An 18,078-nucleotide genomic window follows, 5' to 3' on the forward strand; every position below is an offset into this window, starting at 1 on the left:
CCAAAAAATAAATTACCCAATTTTGTGGGATGGGCATTCTTGCCCGTGTGAGCGAGACGCTCACACTACAGTCCATCATTTTTATCTTGACAAACTACTAGTACAATACGGCGTAAGTTAAGCAACCATTAAAAATCCCTGAAAAGCTTATACCATCTGCTTTTTAATTTTTAATTTTTAATTCCGCCCTGCGGTACTAGGGACTTTTGGAGATAATTTTTAACTTTTGTCCTAGGTTGCTTTTCGTGCATTTAATTGTGGGTTACACTTATCACCGATAATTATATTCAGATATAACTGTTCACACTCCCTCCTATCTTTAACGAGAGATCAAGGGTTGCGATAATTTTAGAGGGGAGGAGTGAATAACTACATTCAGATGTGATAATTTTTTATATTTTGCTATTGCCATTTGAGTGATTTTGAACTATCATACTGCTAAGTACCGATTCGGTACACATAAAGAACTTAAAAGCATAAAAAACACAAGGAACAAAGGACATAATGATCACCAAGAATTTTCAAAAATTGGGGGCGTTAGTTGCTTCCCTGGTAAGCATTCTAACTCTTTCTAGTGCGGCGGAGGCCATTGTCATTTCCAGTCCTGCAGTTACAACCTCTATAGGTGCGACTGGTGCTAGTCGCATGCAGACTATTAAGACTCAGGCATATTCTAATGCTAGTGCATTGCCCCTTACGTTAGAGTCATTTAACAAAATAATCATTAAAGGTCTTAACCTTAGCACAAATGGTAACAAGTTGTTCGCCAGTCTTAGTCTCATTGATCCGAGTCAAGGGGGAGAAATGGTTGGGACAACTGGTATGGTTGATTTTACTGGTTCAATTGGGTCTGGATCTGGTATCACCACCGGCAATTACACTTTCAGCACTGCGTCGAGTACGCCTTGGCCGACCACTGGCTATTCATCTAGCACCATTTATGCACTTAATCCTGCTGATTTCACACAATTCATTGGCGCCGACGTCAGTGGTAAACAATGGCAATTAGATTTGATGAACGGTGTCACTAACAGCGGCAACGGTTCAGGCTCGTTGACAGGTTTTTCAGTTGATGCTACTGTTCCCTTTGAGTCTGATGCCGCGCCAGCAGGTGTGGCGATTGTCGTTGGTGCTTTTGTATTGCGGAGAAAGTTACAGCAGCGCTCGGCTCAGAAGATGTCACTAGAGTCGGTTAATTCCTAATTTAAGCTCAATAGACATCTGGTGAAAATGAATGTAGAGACGTTCTATAGAACGTCTCTACAATGGTTTCAAACCACGCACATTTAATTACCGGAGATGTCCAGTTTCATAGTAACAGTCATCTGAAGATGACTATACTCAACAAGGCTTAATTATTTGATTTAAGCGGGTAGGGGTTTAGCAAGAGCTAAACCCCTACAATACTTAATAGTGGTTTCCTACTTTGCGGTGGTGTACTGCTGTCATGGCATCGGGATTGGATACTCTACCGGCATAGGCAGTGCTGTATACTGCCCAATGATCACCACAATCCATGCGGCTGATGACTTCGCATTCTATGTATGCTAGGGCATCTGTGAGGATGGGTGCGCCATTTTCAGCAGGTTGGGTTTTCACACCTTGAAAACGATCTGCACCGGGAGCAAATCTTTTTAAGAAGTGTTTCATTAATGGTTGATAGTTGCCTTCTTCGAGTACATTGAGAACGAAGCGATCGCCTACTTGCATGAGTGATTCTATGGCTCGATCTTTGGCGACGGCGATGGAAAAGCCCAAGGGTTTAAAGCTGGCTTGACTTACCCAGGAAGCTAACATGGCGCTGGATACGTCGGATTTTTTGGCTGTGATGATATATAAACCGCCGCTAATTCTGCCCAAGGCTTTATCTAAGTCAGCAGCCAGGGATTTCATGGCTTTGATGCTTTTGTCTCTTGTTACCCATTGTCCCAAGTCTGTCCCCGCTTCTTCACATTTTTTGTAAGTGTTAGCTGTGGGTGTTTCCCGAATTTCAATTACGGGAAAAGATAAGTGTAACCCTAAAGCCCGGAATTTATTTAATAGGGGATAGGTGGGTTCATCATCTCCTCCACCGGTTTCAAAAATGCCAATGGCTTGTTTTTCTTTGGCAGAACCTAAAACGGTACTCAAGGCGGCTTGAATGTGAGAATTGCCTGAAGTTGGGGGCATTCCCACAACTAAACCTGTACAACGTCCTACCAGTTCCCGCAGTTCTTGTAATTCGTTGACGCTGGCTAAATCTACTATTTCGACAGCGACACCAGTTTTTGTCATCCCGTTAGCAATAGATTGGGCAATGCGATCGCCAAAACCGTACTCGGAAACGTAAAATATTCCTACAGGGGTTTCTGCTTTGGTTTGGCCTTGACTCCAACTGCGATAACGGCCTGTCAATTCTTCCACATTGTGATATAATAGGGGTCCATGTCCGGTGGCAATCATGCGAATTGTTTTCAATTCTCCCATGCGCTTCATTGCGGACAGGACGGAACGGGCATTTGGACCCATTAAACATTCGTAGTAATATTGGAAATCAGCTTCTATTGCCGCTAAATCGTCATCAAAGGTACTTTCTGAGCAATAATGTAACCCGAAAGCATCGCAGGTATAGAGAATTTGGGTTTTGTGGTCAAAGCTGAAAATGGTATCCGGCCAATGTAAATTAGGAGCAATGACAAATTCAAATTCATGGCCATTGCCTAAATCTAAGCGATCACCATTTTTGACAATTTTGCGGTTAAATGGTTGATGTACCATGTCCTCCAAAAACTGAATTGCCACCTTTGACGCAACTACAGTTAGATGAGGAGCGAGTTGTAGTAAGTCTTTTACTAAACCGCTGTGATCTGGTTCAGTGTGACTAACAATTAAATAATCAATATCTTGGGGATTAATTAAACCGGTGAGAGTATCAAAATAAAGTTTGCGAAACTTTTCATGGGAGGTATCAACCAGGGCGATTTTTTCCCCCCGAATCAGAAAAGAGTTGTAGGTTGTACCATTTTGTAAGCCAAATTCAATATCAAAGCGATCGCGGTCCCAATCCAAAGACCGAATTGCGGTAGTATCTTCACTAATCTCTACAGTATTTATAGTCAGACGCTTTTCTAGTTTCTCGGTAAGCAATACCATAACGCCCCTCTTGAATAAATTGAGTATTTATGCCTTTCTCTTATTGTGGCACAGCTTGAATATTAATTTTTATTAAAAAACATATACCTCAGTTAAGAAAATTAAAACTGTCAACAATCATCCTCAGTCAAAAGACCAACAGCATCTTTCCCTAGTCCTAAGAGGATGTTTGAAAAGTTTTGAATGTATAAATTGACCCCTCTCCAAACCTCTCCCCGACGCGGGGAGAGGCTTTGAAAACCCCATTCCCTGGTAGGGAAGGGGGGCAGGGGGGTTAGGTTTTTGGAGATTATGGGTTTCATCTGATACTTTTCAAACAACCTCTAATTGTGGGCAATTCCCGTCTCCATTGGGCATTATTCATAGATAAAATCTTATACTTAATAATGGATAAATCTTATCTACTTAGGTCAGCGGGGCTAACTTAAAGTTAATCAGCTACTGAAGCATCAGTAAAAAAATAGAACCAGGAATTAATTAAAGTTTGAAAGTGGGGGGTAGAAACAGTTAATCTCCTCCTTGATTTGAATTGATAATTACTTATTGTTCTCTGTTCACTTTATTCAAAGTAGTTTAATGGTTAATTATTAAAATAGATTTATCTTTCTGTTCTAGAAAATACTATGCCACAGCGGATAATTATAGAAGTCAATAATTTGTTTAAACGGGATAGAATTGTTCGTAACTTAGAACTTTTTCAGGATATTATTGTTATCTCCCTTTGCGTGAGTTTGTTTTGTGTCATGCTCATTCGCTTAGGAGATATGTTTTTATCATTTTTAAGTCCATTAGATCTACGGCAAGTAACATCTGATATTTTGTTTATTCTGATATTAGTAGAACTGTTTCGGTTGTTAGTTGATTATCTGCAAGAACGGAGTATTTCTGTAGGTGCAGCGGTAGAAATTACGATTGTTTCGGCTTTACGAGAGGTAATTTTACGTGGTGTATTAGAAATTTCCCGCGACCAACTTTTTGGACTTTCTGTATTTCTACTAGTTTTATCAGGAATTTTTCTGGCTTTACCTTGGATGCCTCGTTTATTAGAACAGGTGAAAATTAATCAGCATGAAACAGTAGATACAAAACCAGAATTGTAATTTTATTGAAGAATAGGGAAAAGGATTATTTTACTAATTCCCTATTTAATTTTTGAGTATATTTGCTAAATAGTTTTTGTGGGACTCTGAAATCCTACTGATATGATAAAATAATATCTTTGCCATTGCTACGTAACGCTGATGTAAACAATCCAACCTCCAAATCAAGGCTTTTCTTAATTTGGCGTAAGTACAGCACTTCCCGGTGTTATGAGGTACATATCTAGCGGGCAAGATGCCCGCACTACAAGAGTTTCATGATTCAACTTTGTACCTCATGAGAGCGGAAACCGCTGTATTAATCAAAATAACTTTATCTAAGTAGGTAAACGGAAAAAAACCGTAGACGCGAAGCGGCTTCTCGAAGAGTAATATGTAACGAAAAGTAAAATCGCTCAAACCCTCTTGCCTCTTGCCTCTTGCCTCTTGCCTCTTGCCTTGCTATGACGACAATTTTCAACGCCAACCTACTTAGACTCCGAAATAAGATACCATAGTTGCTAAAACTTGATCCTCAAATATATGTCTCAATTAACATCAAAACAATGGATTTTAATTCAACAGAGAATAACACCTTATTTATTTTTATTACCAGCCTTAATTATTTTAACATTAACTGTTTTTTATCCAGCAGTTCAAGCCTTTTATCTGAGTTTTACCAACTATGAAAATATAGGAGATCCTCCTCAATGGATTGGCTTGAAAAATTTCCTGCGTTTATCGAAAGATCCAGTTTTTTGGCAAACATTACAAAATACATTTCTTTATCTAATTGGTGTTGTGCCAATTTTAGTATTTTTACCCTTGGCTTTAGCAATTTTAGTCAATCAAAAACTGCGGGGAATGAATTGGTTTAGAACAGCATATTATACCCCAGTTGTAATTTCTATGGTAGTAGCTGGGATAGCTTGGAAATGGTTATATGCAGAAAACGGATTGCTGAATCAAATTCTCAAAACTTTAGGAATTTTTCCCGACGGAATTCCCTGGTTAACAAGTCCTGATAAGATATTGGGAATTGTTCCCATTTCCCTAGCTAGTATTATGGCTGTAACTATTTGGAAAGGTTTAGGCTACTACATGATTATTTATTTAGCTGGATTGCAAGCCATTCCCGCTGATATTTATGAAGCCGCGGCTATTGATGGTTCAGACGATATTCGTAAACATTGGGATATTACCTTACCATTGATGCAACCCTATTTAGCTTTAGTGGCTGTAATTTCGGCGATTTCTGCAACTAAAGTTTTTGAAGAAGTTTATATTATGACCCAAGGTGGACCGCTGAATAGTTCTAAGACAATTGTTTATTATTTGTATGAACAAGCATTTGGTAATTTAGAAATTAGCTATGCTTGTACCATTGGTTTAGTGCTATTTTTAATTATCTTAGGTTTATCAATTTTAAGATTAGTTGTAAATCAAGATGGGAATGATTTTAGTGTTTAATATTTAAATAGGTTTTTCAGTACATAGTATTTTCTGAAAAATCTAAATTAAGTTGAATTGCCAAGTCAAATAATTTATCAATCTCTTGATTTACCTGATCTAAACCAACTTCATTTAAGTATATATCAATAGGCATCGGTAGTTTATTAGCATAACGACTATTTTGTGTCCAGTAGGTAATTGTTGTGACAGTTTGAAAATCTGGATCACATTGCAGATAGATTCTACCGATACCTGATTTTTTGTTAAAGCGAAGAAATCTCTTTGGAAGTGGTAGCCATAGGTAACATTGTAGATGATTCTTTTCATAAGGCTTAGTCGCAGAAATAAACTTTAATTGACAACAAGGTTTTGTTTTTCCCCGACCATAAAATATACTTTTTCCATCTTTGATTTCTTTTACCCGCTTATCATAGCCTAGCATCTTCTCTCTCAGTTTCAAAATTTCTATTTTATGTACAAGAGAAAGTTTATCTAAAAAATTTACTAGCATTCTTGGTGGTAAATCAACTTGAAACTTTACTGGATATGTTTCTTCATTTTTATCAGTATTCACAAAAGGAATCGGTTTTTGTACGGTAATTTCTTGCCGATTTTCTAGATGTAAATGTAAATAAAATGATTGATTTGATTAATAATTGAAAATCGGATAAATTCAAATTCTAATTTATTATAGTGACGATCAATAAAAGGAGTATTTAAATTATACAATGATTATTTTCTCGTATTCGCGTTTTTTTATTTTTTCCGATAAAATTCTTTATAATCTCACAACTGGAACGAAGCTGTTAACGCCACAGCTAAAGCATCTGCCGCATCATCCGGCCGAGGAATTTCATCTAAATCCAACTCCCGCATCACAGCCTCTTGCACTTCTGCTTTATCTGCTTTACCATAATTCGTTAAAGCTTGCTTAATTTGGGGAGGTGCAAATTCTACATAAGGAAGCTTACGCTGTCCTAAAACTAACATCAGTACACCCCTAGCCTGGGCTACAACAATGGTATTTGCCATCCGATAAAAAAATAACTTTTCAATTGCCACCAAATCTGGCTGTAAGTCCTCCATCACGCTGTGTAAATCATCAAATAAAATACATAGTCGCTGAGTCATTTCCACATCAGCATTTGTGCGAATTACGCCAAAATCTACCATCTCTACCGTTGTCTCTTGTCCTTTATTTTGACTTTGTTGCCAATTAATTGCCCCAAATCCCACAGTTGCCAGTCCTGGATCTATTCCTAAAATTCGCTTTTTCATCAAATTCACTTTTATTAAATTGGTAAAACACAACGCCGCAAAAGTAAGATAGGTATTTTCCTCAACTGTTGATTCCCTATCCTCCCTGAAATATAAAGGATTAAATCAAACTTATGGTTTTTTCAGTATTGAAAGCAGGTGATGTTAAGTTTCTGTTAAATATTGTTTTTACCAACTTTCCCTATTAAGTATGTTCATCGGTTTTTTGAAACAAGCCATTAATTCGCTACAACTAGAGTCTCACAGTCGCACTTCCCACCGGGTTAACCAATGGTGCAAATGGTTATCCCCTGGATTAGCGGTGAAACGCTGGTTACTGATTACTGTTGGGGGTGTTGTCTTAGCCAGTTTGGGGTTGGCTATTTGGGTAAAATTAACCCCCATTTTTTGGATACTAGAGTTGCTAAAAGGTCTTTTGGGACTCCTCGCGAATATTTTGCCCAACTATATTAGTGGTCCATTACTCCTTCTTTGTGGTGTCCTGTTGGTGCTGTGGGGACAATCCCGCACTGTCGGTTCAATTACAGAAGTCCTCAGACCTGGAGTGAATGAAGAGGAATTGATAGATGTCCTCTTAGCCCACCGTCGCTTATACCGGGGTCCAAAAATTGTGGTTGTTGGTGGTGGAACTGGACTTTCAACGTTACTCAGAGGCTTAAAAACTTATAGTGCTAATATTACTGCTATTGTCACCGTAGCAGATGATGGCGGGTCTTCTGGTAGACTGCGTGAAGAATTTGGCGTTTTACCACCTGGAGATATCCGCAATTGTTTAGCAGCACTAGCTGATGAAGAAAAATTACTGACGGAATTATTTCAATATCGCTTTCGGGCTGGAGATGGCTTAACAGGTCACAGTTTTGGTAATTTGTTTTTAACAGCCATGACTGATATTACTGGGGATTTGGTGCAAGCGATCGCTGCCAGTTCTAAAGTATTAGCGGTGAGAGGACAAGTTTTACCTGCTACCCTCAGTGATGTCCGTCTCTGGGCAGAATTGACAGATGGCCGCCGCATTGAGGGTGAGTCGAATATTCCCAAAGCTGCGGGAAAAATTGTCAAAATTGGTTGTATTCCTGAAAATCCACCGGCAGTTCCCGCGGCAATTAAAGCCATTCAAGAAGCTGATTACATTATTATTGGTCCGGGTAGTCTTTATACAAGCTTAATTCCTAATTTATTAGTTGGAGAAATTGCCGATGCGATCGCCGCTACCAATGTACCCCGCATTTATATCTGCAATATCATGACCCAACCAGGAGAAACTGATGGATATAGCGTTGCTGAACATATTCAAGCCATAGATTACGCTTGTGGCAATAGAAGGTTATTCGATGCCGTATTAGTTCATAAAAAAACACCCTCAGCCCAAGCACTTATCCGTTATGCCCAACAAAATGCCCATCCAGTCTTTTTAGACCGAGAATCTGTTACCCAATTAGGACGGCGAATAGTTCCTGCTAATATTTTATTTGAAGATGAATATGGTGCTGTTCGCCATGACCCCCAAAAACTAGCCAAAGTCTTATTAAAATGGTACAGTGGAGCGCATCACGGGAAGTAAAAACTGGGGACGGGGAAATATATTTCCCCATTACCAATTACCAACCTAACATATTTATGACTTCTTCCATCATTTCTCAAACTGAACCACCCCTTCCCCCTTGGGAAACTTTACCGACAATGTATGATTTACCTAGCGAGAACCCAGAGGAAAAAGGCTTGCCAGATGACTTTCATTTTTTACAACCTTTACTTTTATATTTAACATTTCAGCCAACAACCTGGAGTTCAGAACTTGTTTATAGTGCTGCTGATCTGAATCTTTATTATGATCTGCAAAATCCTTTATGGTATAAACGCCCAGATTGGTTTGGTGTAGTAGGAGTCCCAAAATTATATAATGGTCAAGATTTACGTTTAAGTTATGTCACTTGGCAAGAACCAGCAAACCCTTTTGTAGTTGTAGAATTATTATCTCCTGGTACAGAAGATGAAGATTTAGGTAATAGGGAAAGTAAGATAGGTAAACCTCCCACAAAATGGGAAGTTTATCAAAGAATTTTAAGAATTCCTTACTATATTGTTTTTAGTCGCTACACCAATGAAGTCCGCGCATTTCAGTTAGTAGGTGGTCATTATGAACCTATGAATATGACTGAGGGACGCTTACCAATGCCAGAATTAGGTTTAAGTTTAGGACTATGGCAAGGGACATTTCGAGATATTCCCAAGTTATGGTTAAGGTGGTTCACACTAACAGGAGAATTAATTCCTGAACCAACAGAAGAAGCTATTGCTGCTAATGAAAGAGTTATTCTTGCTGAACAAGAAACAATAGAAGCAAAAAGAAAAGTTGAACAACTAGGACAACTGTTGCGTGATTTAGGCGTTAATCCCGATACACTGGATAATGCTTAGAGGTTGTTTGAAAAGTATTATATCAAACCAGTAATCTCCAAAAACCTAACCCCCCTACCCCCCTTCCCTGCAAGGGAATGGGGGTTTTAAAGCCTCTCCCCTTGCAGGGGAGAGGTTTGGAGAGGGGTCAGTCTATACATTCAAAACTTTTCAAACACCCTCTTAGACATTACCAATTACCAATTACCAATTACCAATTACCAATTACCAATGAATAAGATTTTCCTTCCAGATATAGAAGCAACACAGCAATTAGGTATTACCTTTGGGGAAACTTTGACTGCTGGTAGTGTAATTTTGCTAGAAGGTGATTTAGGTGCTGGTAAAACTACTTTGGTGCAAGGTATTGGTAAAGGATTGGGGATAATTGACTCTATTGTTAGTCCTACTTTTACTCTGATTAATGAGTACACAGAAGGACGTATTCCTCTTTATCACTTAGATTTATACCGTTTAGAACCTCAAGAAGTTACTGGATTGAATCTCGAAAGTTACTGGGAAGGCATAGAAGTAACACCGGGAATTGTCGCCATTGAATGGGCTGAAAGAATGCCATATCTACCAGATAGTTATTTAAAGATATGTTTAAACTATGGTGAAAATGGCAGCCGTCAAGCCGAAATTATGGTTTGCGGGAATTAGTATTACTAAGAGGGTGTTTGAAAAGTCGGTGAGTGAGTAAAAAAGCTCTCCCAGTGTAAGCTGTGAATAGAAAGAACACAGCACAAAAGAGAGTAACATGAGTCTCTAGGAATGATTATGGGTTTATGTCTACTGGTTTATACTTTGGCTCAACGTCACATTAGAAATGCTCTTTTGGAGTCTAAATCAACAATTAAAAATCAATTAGGTAAAGCAACTAACCGCCCCACTTCCTCTAACATACCTCTAAGATACAAGGTTGGGTTGGGTCACGTAAACGTTCGCGGAGCAATTAGCATGAAACCCAACAAATGCGTTGGGTTGCGCTGTCGCTTAACCCAACCTACAAGAAATGGACAAGGTATTGTTCAGTGTATTCATTTAGTTACACTCAATCAGGAAGAACATATTTCTAATTGGACTGTTTTGATGCTCTCTTTGATTTTGTCTCTACGTAATTTACCTCTGTGACAGTTTGGGGTGCGGAATGTGGGATTTATGGCTCTTGCGTCTCTTTTTTTTATGGTAAAAATTAACATGAAATTAACTTAATGTTAATTCATTAGTATTAACTGCGTCTCTTTTTTTTATGGTAAAAATTAATATGAAATTAACCTAATGTTAATTAATTAGTATTAACTGCGTCTCTTTTTTTTATGGTAAAAATTAACATGAAATTAACTTAATGTTAATTCATTAGTATTAACTGCGTCTCTTTTTTTATGGTAAAAATTAACATGAAATTAACTTAATGTTAATTTATTAGTATTAACTGCGTCTCTTTTTTTTATGGTAAAAATTAATATGAAATTAACCTAATGTTAATTTATTAGTATTAATTCACTGTACATTGATTATATCGAACGACGATTTTCAATGCTAACCTACTTACACTTAAACTAAATTAAATGATTGGATCATCTGTCTTTGATAATCCGCATAGCTCCGCCTTTTATCCTCTTTCTTATGGTCAACAAGCTTTGTGGTTTCTTTACCAAATTGACCAAGAAAGTGTTGCTTACAACATTTTTACAACTGTGCGAATTAGCTCAAAATTAGATATTGAAGCTTTGCGTCGAGCTTGGAATAAAATTATTGAGCGTCATGCTATTCTGCGTACCACATACACTTCCTATGCAGGAACACCAGTTCAGCGGATTCACGAAAAGCAAGAAGTTGATATTCAAATAACAGATGCTTCAAATTGGAGTGAAGATTATTTACGAGAACAAATCTTTATTGAAACTGACCGTCCTTTCAACCTAGAAATTGATTCGGTTTTGCGAATCAATCTATTCACGCAATCAGTTGAAGAACATATTCTTTTATTAACAATGCACCACATTGCTGGTGATTTGTGGTCTTTTGATATATTACTTAATGAATTTCAAAACTTTTATATAGGAGAAATCGAAAAAATTGACTTTCAGCAAGAAGATTCTGCTGAGAATTTATCCTATATAGAATTTGTACGTTGGCAATCTGAATTACTATCTAGTTCCAGAGGAGAAGAACTGAGGGAATATTGGCAAAAACAATTAGCTGGTGAGTTATCTATTTTAAATCTGCCAACAGACAAATCGCGCCCTCCTGTACAGACCTATCAGGGAGAAACGCATATTTTAAAGCTAGATGAACAATTAATTCAAAAACTTAGGAATCTAGCTATAGCTTCTGGAACCAGTCTTTACAAGATTACCTTAGCTGCTTTTTTTGTGTTGCTTTACCGCTACTCTAATCAAGAGGATATTCTAGTAGGCAGTCCAATGTTGGGTAGATTGGATCGAAAGTTTAAAGGAGTCGTTGGCTACTTTGTTAACCCTGTCGTTTTGCGGACAACAGTTTCAGGATACCTAACTTTCAAAGATTTTTTGGATCAGATCAGCGGAACAGTCAAAGAAGCTCAGAAGTATCAAGATTATCCTTTTCCACTTTTAGTAGACAAGCTTCAGCCTCAACGAGATCCTAGTCGTTCTCCACTGTTCCAAGTCAGCTTTACTGAGCAAAAGCAACGTTGGGGTGAGCCTTTGAAAAATTTATCCTGCTGTCAGGATTCAGGACTTCAGATGGAGCCATACCCACTCGGACATCAACGGGGGGCAAGCTTTGATCTGGATGTAATGATTATGGAAGCTGGAGAAGTTCTTCAGGTAGGTTGGCAATATAATACTGATTTATTTGATCTTGAAACGATCGCTCGGATGGCGGAACATTTCCTAACTCTACTGGAAGCGATCGCAACCAATCCAGAACAACGAATTTCTGAATTGCCGTTATTGACTCAAACCGAACGCCAGCAGTTGCTCTTTGAGTGGAACAACACCACTACTGAGTATCCCCAAGATAAGTGTATCCATCAGTTGTTTGAGGAACAGGTAGAGCGATCGCCTGACGCTGTGGCAGTGGTATTTGAAGAGGAACAACTGACTTATCGTGAATTGAACACAAGAGCCAACCAGTTGGCACACTACTTGCGATCTCTGGGTGTAGGGACAGAAGTTTTGGTGGGTATCTGTGTAGAACGTTCCATTGAGATGATAGTGGGGTTGTTGGGTGTACTCAAAGCGGGTGGTGCTTATGTTCCCCTAGACATTAAGTATCCTCAAGAGCGATTGGCTTTCATGCTGTCAGATGCTCAAGTGCCTGTGTTGCTTACCCACAGCAGACTGTTGACTCAATTAACGAAACATTCGGCGCAAGTTATTTGTTTAGATACTGACTGGGACGCAATTGGCAAACAAAGCAGCGAAAATCTCCAAACAATAGTTTTACCCAAATATAAAGCTTATGTTCTTTATACCTCAGGTTCTACAGGTAGACCTAAAGCAGTTATTATCGAACATCGCAGTACAGTTGCCTTTTTAAGTTGGGCAACAAAGGTGTTTACCGCAAAGGATTTCGCGGGAGTTCTGGCTGCAACTTCAATTTGCTTTGATTTGTCAGTTTTTGAGTTGTTTGCACCTTTAAGTTGCGGAGGCAAGGTGATTTTAGTGGAAAATGCCTTGGCATTGCCCAGTTTTGCTGCAACTGAACAAGTTACCCTAGTTAATACTGTACCTTCTGCAATCGCTCAATTGCTCCGAATTGATGGTATACCCGCTTCAGTACGTACTATCAACCTGGCGGGCGAACCGCTTGCAAAAAAACTTGTGCAGCAACTATATCAAAATACTAATATTCAACAGGTATTTAACCTTTACGGACCCTCGGAAGATACGACTTATTCCACCTTTAGTTTGATTCAACCTGAAGATAATATTGTATCTATTGGACGACCAATAGCCAATAGGTATTGAGCCGAGATACGTGTAAAAACCTGCAAGATGGTCTGGAAATGCCTACTGTGTCTAGCTTTCAACAATTTTTCCCCCCATCCTTATAAGGTTTTCCACACAGAGGACAAAACTTATACCTCAACGACACCACCAACTCACCACAATTAGCACAACTAGACCGTAATTGCGTACCGCATAGATAACAAAACCTAGCCCGAACATTTCCCCACATTGAATCCACAACGCCACCAGGATTCCAACATTGGGGGCAAAACTTAATCGCTGCCATTACCAGAACCTCTTCTCCCCTGACAACAGCCTGCAAATACTCAACAGGCACAGACAAAGCCAAAGCAAGACCGCCAAGAGTTTTATGGCTAAGTTTCCTTGTCAATCCCCGTTCAATCTTCCCCACAGAGCGAGAATGAACACCAGCCGCATTCGCCACCTCAAACTGAGTTAAATTGAGTTCCTTTCTCATCCGCAAAACATAGTCGGACAGAGATTCTCCAGGTTTTGGAGTTTTAAAAGTATCCATAAAACACTGCCAATATTTCTCCCTAAAAGATATATAATTTAGGAATAAATAACCTTGCTAAAAACACACAAATTTCCGTGAAGCAAGCTGTCACATTAGCCACCGTTGCCGTCAAATTTTTAGAACGGACTGGACTAGCACCCAGTACCATTAAAACCTACGAACTAACCCTCTTAAACTTCCTAGCAGAATATGGAAGTTGGCTAATCGAAATAATCAGTAAGCAAACATTAATAGAGTATCTAGATAGCCTCTCACATTTAAAATACACAACCCACCATAAGCATCAAGCAATACTGCAAAGTCTATTTAACTTCGCCGTCCAACAAGAGTATATAAAAATCAACCCAATTCAGGGATTAAAACAGCGTCCCCCACAACGAGAAAAAGGCGAACATAAAAGCGATACTCTCATAAGATATCTAACACCAGACCAGCTAAATATCCTCTATACAGCAACCAAAGATGACTTGCGACTATCAGCAATAATTCATCTATTGCATCGCACAGGATGTAGAATAGGAGAGCTTTTAGCACTGAATTTATCAGACCTAGATATCAAAAATCAGAAATTTCAGGTATTGGGAAAAGGCAACAAACAAAGGTGGTGCTTTTATAGCAATGATGCCGCCCAATCACTAAATAAATATTTCCAACACACACGACATAAAAATATCAACGCATTGTTTACAGCACAACATCCAGTTACCCTCAAAGTCAGTAGAATTAGCTATCATACATTGCATGATTATTGGCGAGAAATTACCAATACCAATCCCGAATTAACCGGGGTACGCATTCATGATTTACGCCATACTTATGCTACAGAACGAGTAGGATTAATCAGCATAGAAGAATTACGTTCACTCATGGGACATGAAAGCATTCAAACCACATTACGCTACCAGAAAGTTACCTCCCAAAAAGCCGAATCAGCCGCCCGTCACGCCTTAAATATGCTGATTAATCCAGAACTACAAAGCTGAACTGAGTCACCATAACATTCATAATTATTGACAACTTTTTGAGCGAAAAAACAACATTTTTATCGGCATTGTCAATTTCTACCCAAAAGAATATAAAATACTCTTTGGTAGGGGAGTGAGGGATAAAACCATTTTGAGTAATCTTAGTATTATATAAGACTCGTATTTGATTTATAAACGGGTTTTCAGATTAAAGCCTTGTTGAAACAGTATATTTTCAAAATTTCCACTAGATTATTATATGTTTTAAATATTACTTGAATGACATCAATTGACCGTACCGCTTATCCCAAATTTAAACAATTTCCTGACCCCAAAGAACTGGCAGAACTTTACACTCCAACACCTACAGAAATCAAGTTTGTCAAGTCTAAAACCAAGAACCATGAAGGATTGCTACGGTTAATGGTGATGTTGAAATCCTTTCAACGTCTAGGATATTTCCCTCATCCTGAACAGATCCCAATTGCGGTAATTAAACATTTACGGTCGTGTTTAAAGTTACAAGACTCAGTAAAAGCAATACCCTCCGAACGCCAACGTCATACCTATAAAAATATTATTCGGGAGTATTTAGGAGTCAAACAATATGATAAAACAGGTCAAAGATTAATAGCCACATTAGTTGCAGAAGCAGCCCAAATTAAAGACCACCCTGCTGATTTAATCAATGTGGCAATTGAGGAATTAGTGAAAGAACGATACGAATTACCAGCATTTAGCACCCTTGACCGATTAATTCGCCACATTCGGTCAATGGTCAATAATCGGTTATTTACACTTTGTTCTCAAGGACTTTCAACTACCGAACAAATTTATTTAGACCAATTGCTCGTGGTGATAGACAAGGAGGAGGATAATGAAAATGCCACCCTGAATTTATTAAAATCGCCACCTAAAAGTGCCAAACTAAATGGGATGAAACTCCTGCAAAACAAGTTTGATATGCTCATGACTTTTGGAGATGCCAAGCGATTACTACAAAATATTACTCCTACCAAAGTTAGACATTTTGCTGCTTATGCTAGAACTTTAGATATCACAGAATTTCAAGATATTAATTTACCCAAACGGCGGACATTGCTATTATGTCTATTGTACGAAGCACAGGTAAAAACTCGTGATTATCTGGTTGAGATGTTTATTAAACGTATTTTGAAGATTCAAAATAATGCCAAACTGCGATTGCAGGAACTCCGGGATAAACATCTGACAGAAACATCAGAGTTGTTAGCAACATTGGGACAAGTATTACAAGCATCCAAACAAGCCAAGGAAACCAAGGATAATGCTGTATTTGGAGAACAGGTGCAGTCAATTTTGGATGAACATGGTGGGGCAGAATTGCTGATACAAAAATTAGATGAAATTGCGGCGTACAATACCAATAACTATTTACCATTAATGTGGCGGTTTTATGCTGCCAACCGCAAAGCACTGTTTAGTTTAGTGCGTTCTCTAGATATTCTCTCTACTTCTGCGGATGAATCAGTGATTGCAGCTTTGCAATTTGTGTTAGATCATGAACACAAACGTTCTAAATATTTGCCTTTTGATATCAATTTGGATTTTATTAGTAATAACTGGCGGGCGCTAGTCGTCGCCGAAATTGATGACACCGAGGTTTTGGTACGTCAGCAATTAGAAATTTGCATCTTTTACAATTTGGCGACTGAATTTAAAACGGGAGATGCCTGTGTTGTGGGGTCGGAAAGCTACGCGGATTTCCGCGAACAATTATTAAGTCCTGTTGAGTGTGAACCATTAATAAAAGATTACTGTAACTTAATTGGTTTTCCGGCTAATCCAACGGATTTTGTCGAACATTTACGCTTATGTTTAACACAAGTTGCTGAGAAAGTAGATAATATTTGTGCTGTTGATAAACAATTTACAATTAATAAGGAGGGCGACCCTGTATTAAAGAAACCACCATCATTTACTCAACCCCCAGAGGTGGATTTATTGGAGTCGAAAATCCGGGCGCTGATGCCGGAACGGAGTATTTTAGATATATTGTGCAATGTTGAGCATTGGTTAAATTGGACTAGACATTTTGGTTTGATGTCGGGAAGTGAAGCCAAAATATCTGACCCAGGGGAACGTTATATTTTTACTACTTTTGGTTACGGTTGCAATCTTGGACCTAATCAAATGGCTCGTCATTCGGGGGGTATGGTGACTGCCCATGAAATTTCTTATACTAACCGTCGTCATGTTAGTGCTGCCAAGATTGAAGCGGCAATTCGGGATGTTATTAATGCTTATAATCGGTTTACTTTACCTTCTTGTTGGGGGACAGGGAAAAAGGTGGCAGCGGATGGCAGTAAGTTTGAGATATACGAGAATAATTTACACAGTGAGTATCATATTCGTTACGGTGGTTATGGTGGTATTGCCTATCATCATGTCTCGGATAAATACATTGCTTTGTTTACTCACTTCATCACTTGTGGGGTTTGGGAAGCGGTTTATATTTTGGATGGGTTGTTGAAAAATCTTTCGGATATTCAGCCGGATACGTTGCACGCAGATACTCAAGGTCAGTCTGGACCTGTGTTTGCTATTTCCTATCTTCTGGGTATTAAGTTGATGCCACGTATCCGTAATTGGCAGGATCTTAGTTTTGTGCGTCCTGGTACGGATGTGAGCTATCAGCATATTGAGCCACTGTTTAAGGGTGTGGTGAATTGGAGTTTAATTCAGACTCATTGGTCTGACATGATGCGGGTGGTGCTGTCAATTAAGGCTGGGAAGGTGATGCCTTCGACGTTGTTACGTAAGTTGGGGAGCTACAGTCGCAAAAATCGTCTTTATCAAGCTTTTCAAGAGTTAGGTAAGGTGGTGCGGACTATGTTTCTGCTGGATTATATTTCTAATGTTACTTTGAGACGGGAAATTACGGCGGTAACAAATGTTGTGGAGATGTATAATGGTTTTCTGGATTGGGTATTTTTTGGTAAGCAAGGGATGATTACTGAGAATGATCCGATTGAGCAGGAAAAGCGGTTAAAGTATTTGGATTTGGTGGCCAGTGCGGTGATTTTGCAAAATACGGTGGATATGTCGTTGGCGATTCAAAAGTTGATGTCACAGGGTGAGGTGATTCCTATGCGATACCTTGCTGCTTTGAGTCCTTATATTACAAGACATATCAAAAGATACGGTGATTATGTGGTGAATTTACATAATATTCCTCAACCTTTGGAGTCGGCGATTAATCTTCCTCCAGAAATCTTTGAAATGTAGACACAGCAAGCGTTTCCAGACCATCT

Annotated in this window: 13 protein-coding genes and 1 pseudogene; 10 read left to right on the plus strand and 4 right to left on the minus strand. The window is 38.7% G+C overall.

Going from position 1 to position 18,078, the window contains the following annotated elements; all coding sequences use genetic code 11:
• Nucleotides 1-504 precede the first annotated feature (504 nt).
• The gene (locus BMF77_RS14010; protein ID WP_148763587.1) at nucleotides 505-1,203 is read left to right on the plus strand and encodes a hypothetical protein; all 699 of its coding nucleotides are present in this window, start codon (nucleotides 505-507) and stop codon (nucleotides 1,201-1,203) included.
• 204 nt (nucleotides 1,204-1,407) lie between these two features.
• On the opposite strand, the gene BMF77_RS14015 is transcribed toward BMF77_RS14010, so the two are convergent.
• Nucleotides 1,408-3,132: a diflavin flavoprotein gene (locus BMF77_RS14015; RefSeq protein ID WP_148763589.1), complete on the minus strand. Its 1,725-nt coding sequence runs from the start codon at nucleotides 3,130-3,132 to the stop codon at nucleotides 1,408-1,410.
• A 623-nt stretch (nucleotides 3,133-3,755) separates the two neighbouring features.
• On the opposite strand from BMF77_RS14015, the gene BMF77_RS14020 reads away from it, so the two are divergent.
• Both BMF77_RS14020 and BMF77_RS14025 read left to right on the plus strand, forming a co-directional pair.
• Complete coding sequence (locus BMF77_RS14020; protein WP_148763591.1) at nucleotides 3,756-4,232, plus strand: phosphate-starvation-inducible PsiE family protein; 477 nt, start codon at nucleotides 3,756-3,758, stop codon at nucleotides 4,230-4,232.
• Nucleotides 4,233-4,754: 522 nt separating this feature from the next.
• The gene (locus BMF77_RS14025; RefSeq protein WP_148763593.1) at nucleotides 4,755-5,681 is read left to right on the plus strand and encodes a carbohydrate ABC transporter permease; all 927 of its coding nucleotides are present in this window, start codon (nucleotides 4,755-4,757) and stop codon (nucleotides 5,679-5,681) included.
• Between the two features lie 16 nt (nucleotides 5,682-5,697).
• Here the strand turns inward: BMF77_RS14025 and BMF77_RS14030 are convergent, their stop codons facing one another.
• On the minus strand, nucleotides 5,698-6,237 hold the full coding sequence (locus BMF77_RS14030; RefSeq protein ID WP_148763595.1) for a hypothetical protein: 540 nt from the start codon (nucleotides 6,235-6,237) through the stop codon (nucleotides 5,698-5,700).
• A 212-nt stretch (nucleotides 6,238-6,449) separates the two neighbouring features.
• Nucleotides 6,450-6,941 carry a crossover junction endodeoxyribonuclease RuvC gene (gene ruvC / locus BMF77_RS14035; RefSeq protein WP_015078083.1) on the minus strand — a complete coding sequence of 164 codons (492 nt, stop codon included), beginning with the start codon at nucleotides 6,939-6,941 and terminating at the stop codon, nucleotides 6,450-6,452.
• A gap of 190 nt (nucleotides 6,942-7,131) precedes the next feature.
• Here ruvC and yvcK point away from each other — a divergent pair, with 190 nt between their 5' ends.
• The 5 genes and pseudogenes from yvcK to BMF77_RS14065 all read left to right on the plus strand — a co-directional run bounded on the left by yvcK (nucleotide 7,132) and on the right by BMF77_RS14065 (nucleotide 13,300).
• Nucleotides 7,132-8,505 (plus strand): gluconeogenesis factor YvcK family protein, encoded by a 1,374-nt coding sequence (gene yvcK, locus BMF77_RS14040; protein ID WP_148763597.1) that lies wholly within the window; start codon nucleotides 7,132-7,134, stop codon nucleotides 8,503-8,505.
• 56 nt (nucleotides 8,506-8,561) lie between these two features.
• Entirely contained in the window at nucleotides 8,562-9,362 is an 801-nt protein-coding gene (locus tag BMF77_RS14045) for a Uma2 family endonuclease (RefSeq protein ID WP_148766983.1), read from the plus strand.
• Between the two features lie 210 nt (nucleotides 9,363-9,572).
• A complete protein-coding gene (gene tsaE / locus BMF77_RS14055; RefSeq protein ID WP_148763601.1) occupies nucleotides 9,573-10,004 on the plus strand; it encodes a tRNA (adenosine(37)-N6)-threonylcarbamoyltransferase complex ATPase subunit type 1 TsaE in 432 nt (143 codons plus the stop codon).
• Nucleotides 10,005-10,106: 102 nt separating this feature from the next.
• A pseudogene (locus tag BMF77_RS14060) lies at nucleotides 10,107-10,475 on the plus strand (hypothetical protein); the annotation flags it as partial.
• Between the two features lie 437 nt (nucleotides 10,476-10,912).
• Nucleotides 10,913-13,300 (plus strand): condensation domain-containing protein, encoded by a 2,388-nt coding sequence (locus BMF77_RS14065; protein ID WP_148763605.1) that lies wholly within the window; start codon nucleotides 10,913-10,915, stop codon nucleotides 13,298-13,300.
• Nucleotides 13,301-13,358: 58 nt separating this feature from the next.
• Here BMF77_RS14065 and BMF77_RS14070 read toward each other — a convergent pair whose 3' ends face one another.
• Nucleotides 13,359-13,817 carry a helix-turn-helix domain-containing protein gene (locus BMF77_RS14070; RefSeq protein WP_148762642.1) on the minus strand — a complete coding sequence of 153 codons (459 nt, stop codon included), beginning with the start codon at nucleotides 13,815-13,817 and terminating at the stop codon, nucleotides 13,359-13,361.
• Nucleotides 13,818-13,894: 77 nt separating this feature from the next.
• Between BMF77_RS14070 and BMF77_RS14075 the strand changes: the two genes are divergently transcribed.
• Both BMF77_RS14075 and BMF77_RS14080 read left to right on the plus strand, forming a co-directional pair.
• Nucleotides 13,895-14,803, plus strand: coding sequence for a tyrosine-type recombinase/integrase (locus BMF77_RS14075; RefSeq protein WP_148762640.1), 909 nt, complete (start codon nucleotides 13,895-13,897; stop codon nucleotides 14,801-14,803).
• A gap of 261 nt (nucleotides 14,804-15,064) precedes the next feature.
• Nucleotides 15,065-18,052 carry a Tn3 family transposase gene (locus tag BMF77_RS14080; RefSeq protein ID WP_148762638.1) on the plus strand — a complete coding sequence of 996 codons (2,988 nt, stop codon included), beginning with the start codon at nucleotides 15,065-15,067 and terminating at the stop codon, nucleotides 18,050-18,052.
• Nucleotides 18,053-18,078: the final 26 nt, after the last annotated feature.

The organism is Dolichospermum sp. UHCC 0315A (assembly GCF_008121535.1).
Lineage (GTDB): Bacteria > Cyanobacteriota > Cyanobacteriia > Cyanobacteriales > Nostocaceae > Dolichospermum > Dolichospermum lemmermannii.